5 protein-coding genes and 1 tRNA gene are annotated in these 6,601 nt (G+C 29.9%); all 6 read left to right on the top strand.

Annotation, left to right across the window (positions count from 1 at the left end):
• The first annotated feature begins 65 nt into the window (after nt 1-65).
• Nucleotides 66-156, top strand: a tRNA-Ser gene (locus tag ACQCX0_RS05065).
• A gap of 18 nt (nt 157-174) precedes the next feature.
• On the top strand, nt 175-1,185 hold the full coding sequence (locus ACQCX0_RS05070) for a hypothetical protein (protein WP_462563081.1): 1,011 nt from the start codon (nt 175-177) through the stop codon (nt 1,183-1,185).
• Nucleotides 1,175-2,101: a 1-phosphofructokinase gene (gene pfkB / locus ACQCX0_RS05075; protein WP_462563082.1), complete on the top strand. Its 927-nt coding sequence runs from the start codon at nt 1,175-1,177 to the stop codon at nt 2,099-2,101. The genes ACQCX0_RS05070 and pfkB overlap by 11 nt, the downstream gene beginning before the upstream one ends.
• A gap of 196 nt (nt 2,102-2,297) precedes the next feature.
• Nucleotides 2,298-4,163 carry a PTS fructose transporter subunit IIABC gene (locus ACQCX0_RS05080; RefSeq protein ID WP_462563083.1) on the top strand — a complete coding sequence of 622 codons (1,866 nt, stop codon included), beginning with the start codon at nt 2,298-2,300 and terminating at the stop codon, nt 4,161-4,163.
• Between the two features lie 51 nt (nt 4,164-4,214).
• Nucleotides 4,215-5,537, top strand: coding sequence for an RraA family protein (locus tag ACQCX0_RS05085; RefSeq protein ID WP_462563084.1), 1,323 nt, complete (start codon nt 4,215-4,217; stop codon nt 5,535-5,537).
• On the top strand, nt 5,524-6,601 hold a 1,078-nt coding region (locus ACQCX0_RS05090), incomplete at its 3' end, for a hypothetical protein (protein ID WP_465029890.1). The genes ACQCX0_RS05085 and ACQCX0_RS05090, both read left to right, overlap by 14 nt.

Below are 6,601 nucleotides of genomic sequence, written 5' to 3' on the forward strand. Positions count from 1 at the left end.
AATTAATTAATTTAATATTATTATGGTATATACTAAGATTAAAAGATAATACATGGGTTTAATTAGGATAGGTGGCCGAGTGGCTAAAGGCGCTCCCCTGCTAAGGGAGTATGGGTGAATAGCCCATCGAGGGTTCGAATCCCTCTCTGTCCGCCAGGTTATGGATTTTTAAGAATGAAAATAAAAAAAATACTGGTTTTTTGTATAGCAATAATATTGTTAGAAATAGGTACTAATATAGTATATGCCGAAGATGATGATGAATATAACTTTGATTTTTCGAATATCCAAACACCACCTGCTACACCTCCTCCTGTACAACCTACCACGGAAGAGAATTTAGGTGATAATGCAAAAGAAACGATAGCCACTGCTGTTGCAAGTGATGAGACCGATAATATTGAGGGTAAAACTCTTGATAATACCATATCTACCTCTTTACCGGTAGAAGAAACACCAGTATTAGAAGGTGAAGTTCAAGATATTAACTTAAACGCTCAAAATACTAGGGTTAGTAAGCCAATAATCAGTACAATAGGTCAGTCTATTGTACCAACTTTGCGAGCCAATTTAGAAAGTAGAAATTATATATATTTCCAATACAATATATATTACAATCTATATTCACAATTTATGGCAGTGGATTATAATTGGAATAAAGATAAAAATGACTGGAATATAATAAATAGTAAAGGCAGTTTTCCTTTGTTGTATATTAATCAAAATTATTTATTAGGATATTATTTAATAGATATTAGAGCTACTTTTGAAATAGAATATACTAATTTTACTCTGTATATGGATAAAATTAACGATACTGTAGTAACCAATAGTAAATTTGGGGATGCTTATATTAATACTGAACATGTTATGATAAATTTTAAACAAGATTTATTCTCAATAACTAAAAAACAAGATCTGATTACTTTTTATAAAATAGGTGTTGGGTTTGGGCAAGTTGTAAGAGCAGTACACTCTCCTTCATCCCATTTAGATGCAAGATTACAAGTAGGCTTGGGTGTGTATTATCGCTTAACTAATGTTCTGGATTTAGAAGTAGGGTATAAAGTTCTGGCAAGTTTATATCAAAAACGAGTTATAACTAAAGGTGCTCAAGAATATAAAATACAACTTATAGAAAGCTTATTGTACACAGGAATTAGGTTTAAAGTTAATGCTTTCTAAAATAGTTTATACGGTTACTTTAAATCCTGCTATAGATTATCATCTGAAACTTACGGAATTACATTTAGGAGCAACTAATGATGCTTTTAGCAGTAATTATATAATTGGCGGTAAAGGAATTAATGTAACCAAAGTATTGCATAATTTAGGATGTTCTAGTATTGCCTTGGGATTTATCGGTGGGTGGACTGGAAAGTATCTTACAGAAACACTAAAAGTTCAAAATATTACTACGGATCTCATTGAAATTATGCAAAACAGTAGAATTAATATTAAATTAAATATAGCTGATACAGAAACCGAAATTAATACTAATGCCCCTGAAATTACAGAAAAACATCTTACTTTATTTAAAGAAAAACTTAAAAAAATTACCGGTAATGATATAGTGGTCTTAGCCGGTAGTATTCCTTTAGTAGTTCAATCGGATATTTATTTACAAATTATCAAATTACTTCCTAAAGGGGTAAAAATAGTAGTAGATACTAGGGGTAAAAATTTAAAAAACCTTGTAGGGGAAGAGTTATTTTTAATAAAGCCAAATCAAGCAGAATTAGAAGAATATTGTGGTAAAGCTTTATCTACAACTCAAGATATTATACAAGAAGCACAAGTTTTACAAAATAGAGGTATTAAAAATATTATTATTTCCAGAGGAACTAAGGGGGCATTATTATTTAATAAGGATGGTATCTTTTCAAGTGAAATTTTAGAAGGAACTATGAAAAGTACTGTGGGAGCAGGGGATTCTCTTGTGGGCGGTTTTATAGCTTCAACTATTCAAGGTAATAGTGCCAAAGAGAGTTTTATAATGGCTCTGGCTTGTGCTGCTGCTACGGTATTTTCAGAACATTTATGTACTAAAGCTTTGGTAGAAAAATTAATACCAAAAGTTAAATTAAAGAAAATAGGGTAACTGTACTGCAGGATTAATTCTTTCTATCTATAAAGGAGTTAATCTTTTAGGCGATGCCTATTATTTAGTGATTTTGTATTGGAATAATGGCAAGATTTTGATTAAGTTTTTACAAAAACTTAAAAAAGGGTAGGCATAATTTAATAGTAATACAAAAGTATTTACACGTGTAACTTTTTGAAGAATAGAGGAAAATATGATGCGAATTATTGATGTTTTAGAGATTAATGCTATAAATCTTAATTTACAAGCAAACACTAAACAGGAAGTAATTATTGAATTAGTTGATATACTATATAATGCGGGGAAACTTCAGGATAAAAATATATTTTTAGAGGCAATCTTAACAAGAGAAACACAATTCTCCACAGGAGTAGAGAATGGTATTGCTATTCCACATGCTAAGAATACTACGGTACTAGCTCCTGCAATTGCTTTCGGAATTAGTAGAAATTCTATAGAGTATGGAGCTTTAGACGGAAATCCAACCAAATTATTCTTTATGATTGCAGCACCGAGTAATGCTAATACAGAATATTTAGAAACTTTGTCTAAATTAGCTACTATGTTAATGGATAATAATTTAAAAATAGCATTATTAACTGCTAAAACAGCTCAGGAAGTAATAAAAATCATTGCTAATTATGAACAAGAAAAAAGTTCAAATATTGCCTCTACAGAGACACAGCAGGAAACCTTTGAACTTTTAGCAGTAACAGCATGCCCTACGGGAATTGCCCATACTTATTTAGCAGCAAATTCTCTATTGGCAAAAGCAAAAGAACTTGGTATTGCTCTAAAGATAGAAACTAACGGTAGTGTCGGAGTAAAAAATAAACTTAGTGTGGCGGAAATAAATAATGCTAAAGCCATAATAATAGCAGCTGATACCAAAGTTGAAATGGAGCGCTTTATTGGTAAAAAAGTTTTAATAACTACAGTAGTAAATGGTATAAAGAAACCTGAGGAACTTATAAAAGAAGCCTTAACAGCAGATTTAGCAATTTATAATAAAAGTAGTTTAAAGACTAGTAGTGGTAATACTTCAGAAAATGCAAGTTTTTATAGGCATCTTATGAATGGGGTTTCCAATATGTTACCTTTTGTAGTAGGTGGAGGAATTCTAATTGCTCTATCATTTTTATTCGGAATAAAAGCTAGTGATGTTAATGATCCTTCCTTTAATGTTTTTGCTAAATTATTAATGGATATCGGAGGTGGTGGGGCATTTACTTTAATGATACCAATTCTTGCAGGATTTATCGGGATGAGCATAGCTGATAGAGTAGGATTTATGCCGGCAATGGTTGGTGGTTTAATGGCTGCAACCACAGGAGGAGGTTTTTTAGGAGGTTTAATTGCCGGTTTTTTAGGTGGGTATGTAGTAATTGCCTTAAAAAAGATTTTTAGCAGGATTCCTAATTCCTTGGAAGGTATGAAACCTGTGTTATTATATCCTGTGTGCGGATTATTAATTACCGGAATCTTAATGCACATCATTTTAATGTGGGTGGTACCGATTAATAAAGAGATGACTTATTTTTTAAATACCTTAAATGAGGGAAATTTAATAGTTTTAGGTATTATTTTAGGAGGTATGATGGCAGTTGATATGGGAGGACCGATTAATAAAGCAGCCTTTACTTTTGGAATTATGGCAATACAAGCTGGGAATTTAGCTCCGCATGCTGCGGTAATGGCAGGAGGAATGGTGCCACCCTTAGCAATTGCTTTAGCTACAACACTTTTTAAGAATAAATTTAGTAATGAGGAGAGAAAATCAGGGGTAACGAATTATATTATGGGGTCTTCTTTTATTACAGAAGGAGCAATTCCTTTTGCAGTAGCAGATCCTTACCGAATTCTCCCGAGTTGTATCATAGGAGCTGCCACTGCAGGGGGACTTTCAATGTTGTTCGGAGTATTATTACCGGCACCTCACGGGGGATTATTTGTGATTCCTTTAGTTAATCATCCTTTATTATATATGCTTGCTATATTAATTGGTTCAATAATATCTGCTGTTTTAATAGGTTTTTTGAAAAAAAATGAAATATTATAGTTTATTTGTATAGTTAATGCTAGAATGTTCATTTTATGAGGTTTATTACTTATGATTACTATGAAAGTTTTTGCATTTTTACCTGCTAAATCTGTTAGTGATAGAATAAAAGCTAAAAATATGAAATTTTTAGATGGAGAACGTCTCTTTATTAGGGGATTAAAAATCCTACTACAATGTAAAAATATTGATAAAGTTTTTTTAGATTCTGACAGTGAAGAGATGTATGAATTAGCAAAATATTTACCAATTCATTTTATGAAAAGAGCTAAAGCCTTTGCTAGCAATAGTACAGATGGGCATGCTCTTTTGATGAATGAAATAGCAGAGTATCCTGATGCTGATATTTATTTACAATTTTTGTGTACAAGTCCGTTTTTTTCTCCTCAAAAAATAGATAAAGCTATAGAAATTCTGAAAAGCTCTAATTATGATAGTGCGATTGCAATAAAAAAAGAAAAGCAATATTTATGGAATAATAATCAACCGCTGTATGATAAAAATCATATTCCTAATAGTAATACTTTAGAAGATTCAATTATTGAAACCATGGGATTATATCTTATAAAGAAAGAACCCGCTTTAAAATATAAACGGAGATACGGGGAAAATATTTTATTTATAGAAACAGATAATTATGAGAGTATAGATGTTAACACTTGTGAAGAATTTAATTTTGCTGAGACTATTTCTCAAGGATTAAGATATAAAGAAGTTGTAGAATTTCAGATGTTAAAAAGTTTTTTGTCTTCTGCTTTATTATCAGATCTTTTAGACGATTTATTGTTAGATACCGGAATAAAACACGGAGGAGTTTTTAACGGACTACAAGTTAATTTACCTAATACTACTATTTTAGGTAGAACAAAAACTTTAAAATTAAGAAAACTTAAGCCTGAAGAGGATTTTAAGGGAATTTATAATGCTCTCTATGCATATGAAAGTATAGTATCTAACGATATTATAGTAGTTGAGAATGAGGAAAAAGAGTTTGCATATTTTGGAGATTTAAATGCTAGAATGGCATTAATTAGAGGGGCTGCCGGTGTAATAATAAATGGTGCTACTAGAGATTTAGATAGAGTAAAGAAACTTAATTTGCCTGTTTTTTATAGAAACAGAAATGCTATTGATGTAAGAAAAAGAGCTACAGTTGAAGAAGTTAATCAAAGAATTAATATAGAGGGGATAGAAATTATTCCTAATGATGTTATCTTTGCTGATAGTGATGGAACTGTGATAATATTTCAAAAATTTGTAGATATAGTCTTAAAAAAATCTTTAGAAGTTTTAAATAAAGAGAAGGCAATATCTATAGATATTTTATCTAAACTTTCAACACAGGAGTTAATAACAAAATATGGTGAATTTTAAATATATGTGTAAATTAATCTTTAAACAGCCGATAAATATTCTATTATATACAGAGCCATGGGTACAAAATAATAATCCTGACCCCAGAGCTTGGGTTATAACTTTTAGATTCCCTATAAAATTATTTGAATTATCTGAAAAGAAACCCAATACTTTAAAAGTAAAAATTCTAGTAGGATCAAGAAGTTATAAATATGCTTTGCAAAACATGATGGATACTGAAACTCTAAAAATAATCAAATCAGCAGAAGTTAATAATAATATTATTATTATATCTGAAGAAGAATTACAACTAGTGGAAGATAATATTATAACTGCCCAAAGCAAATTATTTTTTAATACTCTTCATACTGAAGAAGTACAAAAATATAAAGATTTATACTATAAAAAGCTTAATGGTTTCTACCCAGATCTAATACTTTCCTATGAGAGTCCTACAGAACATTTTTTGCATCTTTTTCCAAAAACTGTTATTGTTAATACTTATTTTAACCCATTATTAAGATTAAAAGGAGAAGACATTTTATTAGATAATACTAGATTTATTGAAGGGATTGCTAATAAATATTATGATGAGATTAATAATTTAAAATTAACTACAAAAGATCTAACTCAATTTAATAATTTAAAAGAATCTCTATTATTACAATATAGAAACCCTGATATTTGTGAAAATATAAACTATTATCGTAAGAAGTTTAAAAAAATTATTTTATTGGCTTTGTCAATACCAGAAGGATTTTTGGTTGCCGATAATACTAAATATATTAGTCAAATACACCTTATTGAAGATGTATTTGCTAAGGTACCTTGTGATATAGGTATAATTGTATTGTTTCATAAGCTCAGTCCTGCAACTGAGAAGAAAATAAATTTATTAAATACCTATCAAAATTATATACCTATTATTAAGCACTTTGATGCTGTTTATTTTTTACAGTATATTGATGCTATTATTGTTCAGGGAGTTTCCTCATTAATATATACATCAGATTTATTTAATAAACCATGTTTTGCTTTAGAGAAGTTGGGTATTAAAAAATATATATCTATGAACTTTTATA

Source organism: Candidatus Hepatincolaceae symbiont of Strigamia maritima, assembly GCF_055505085.1.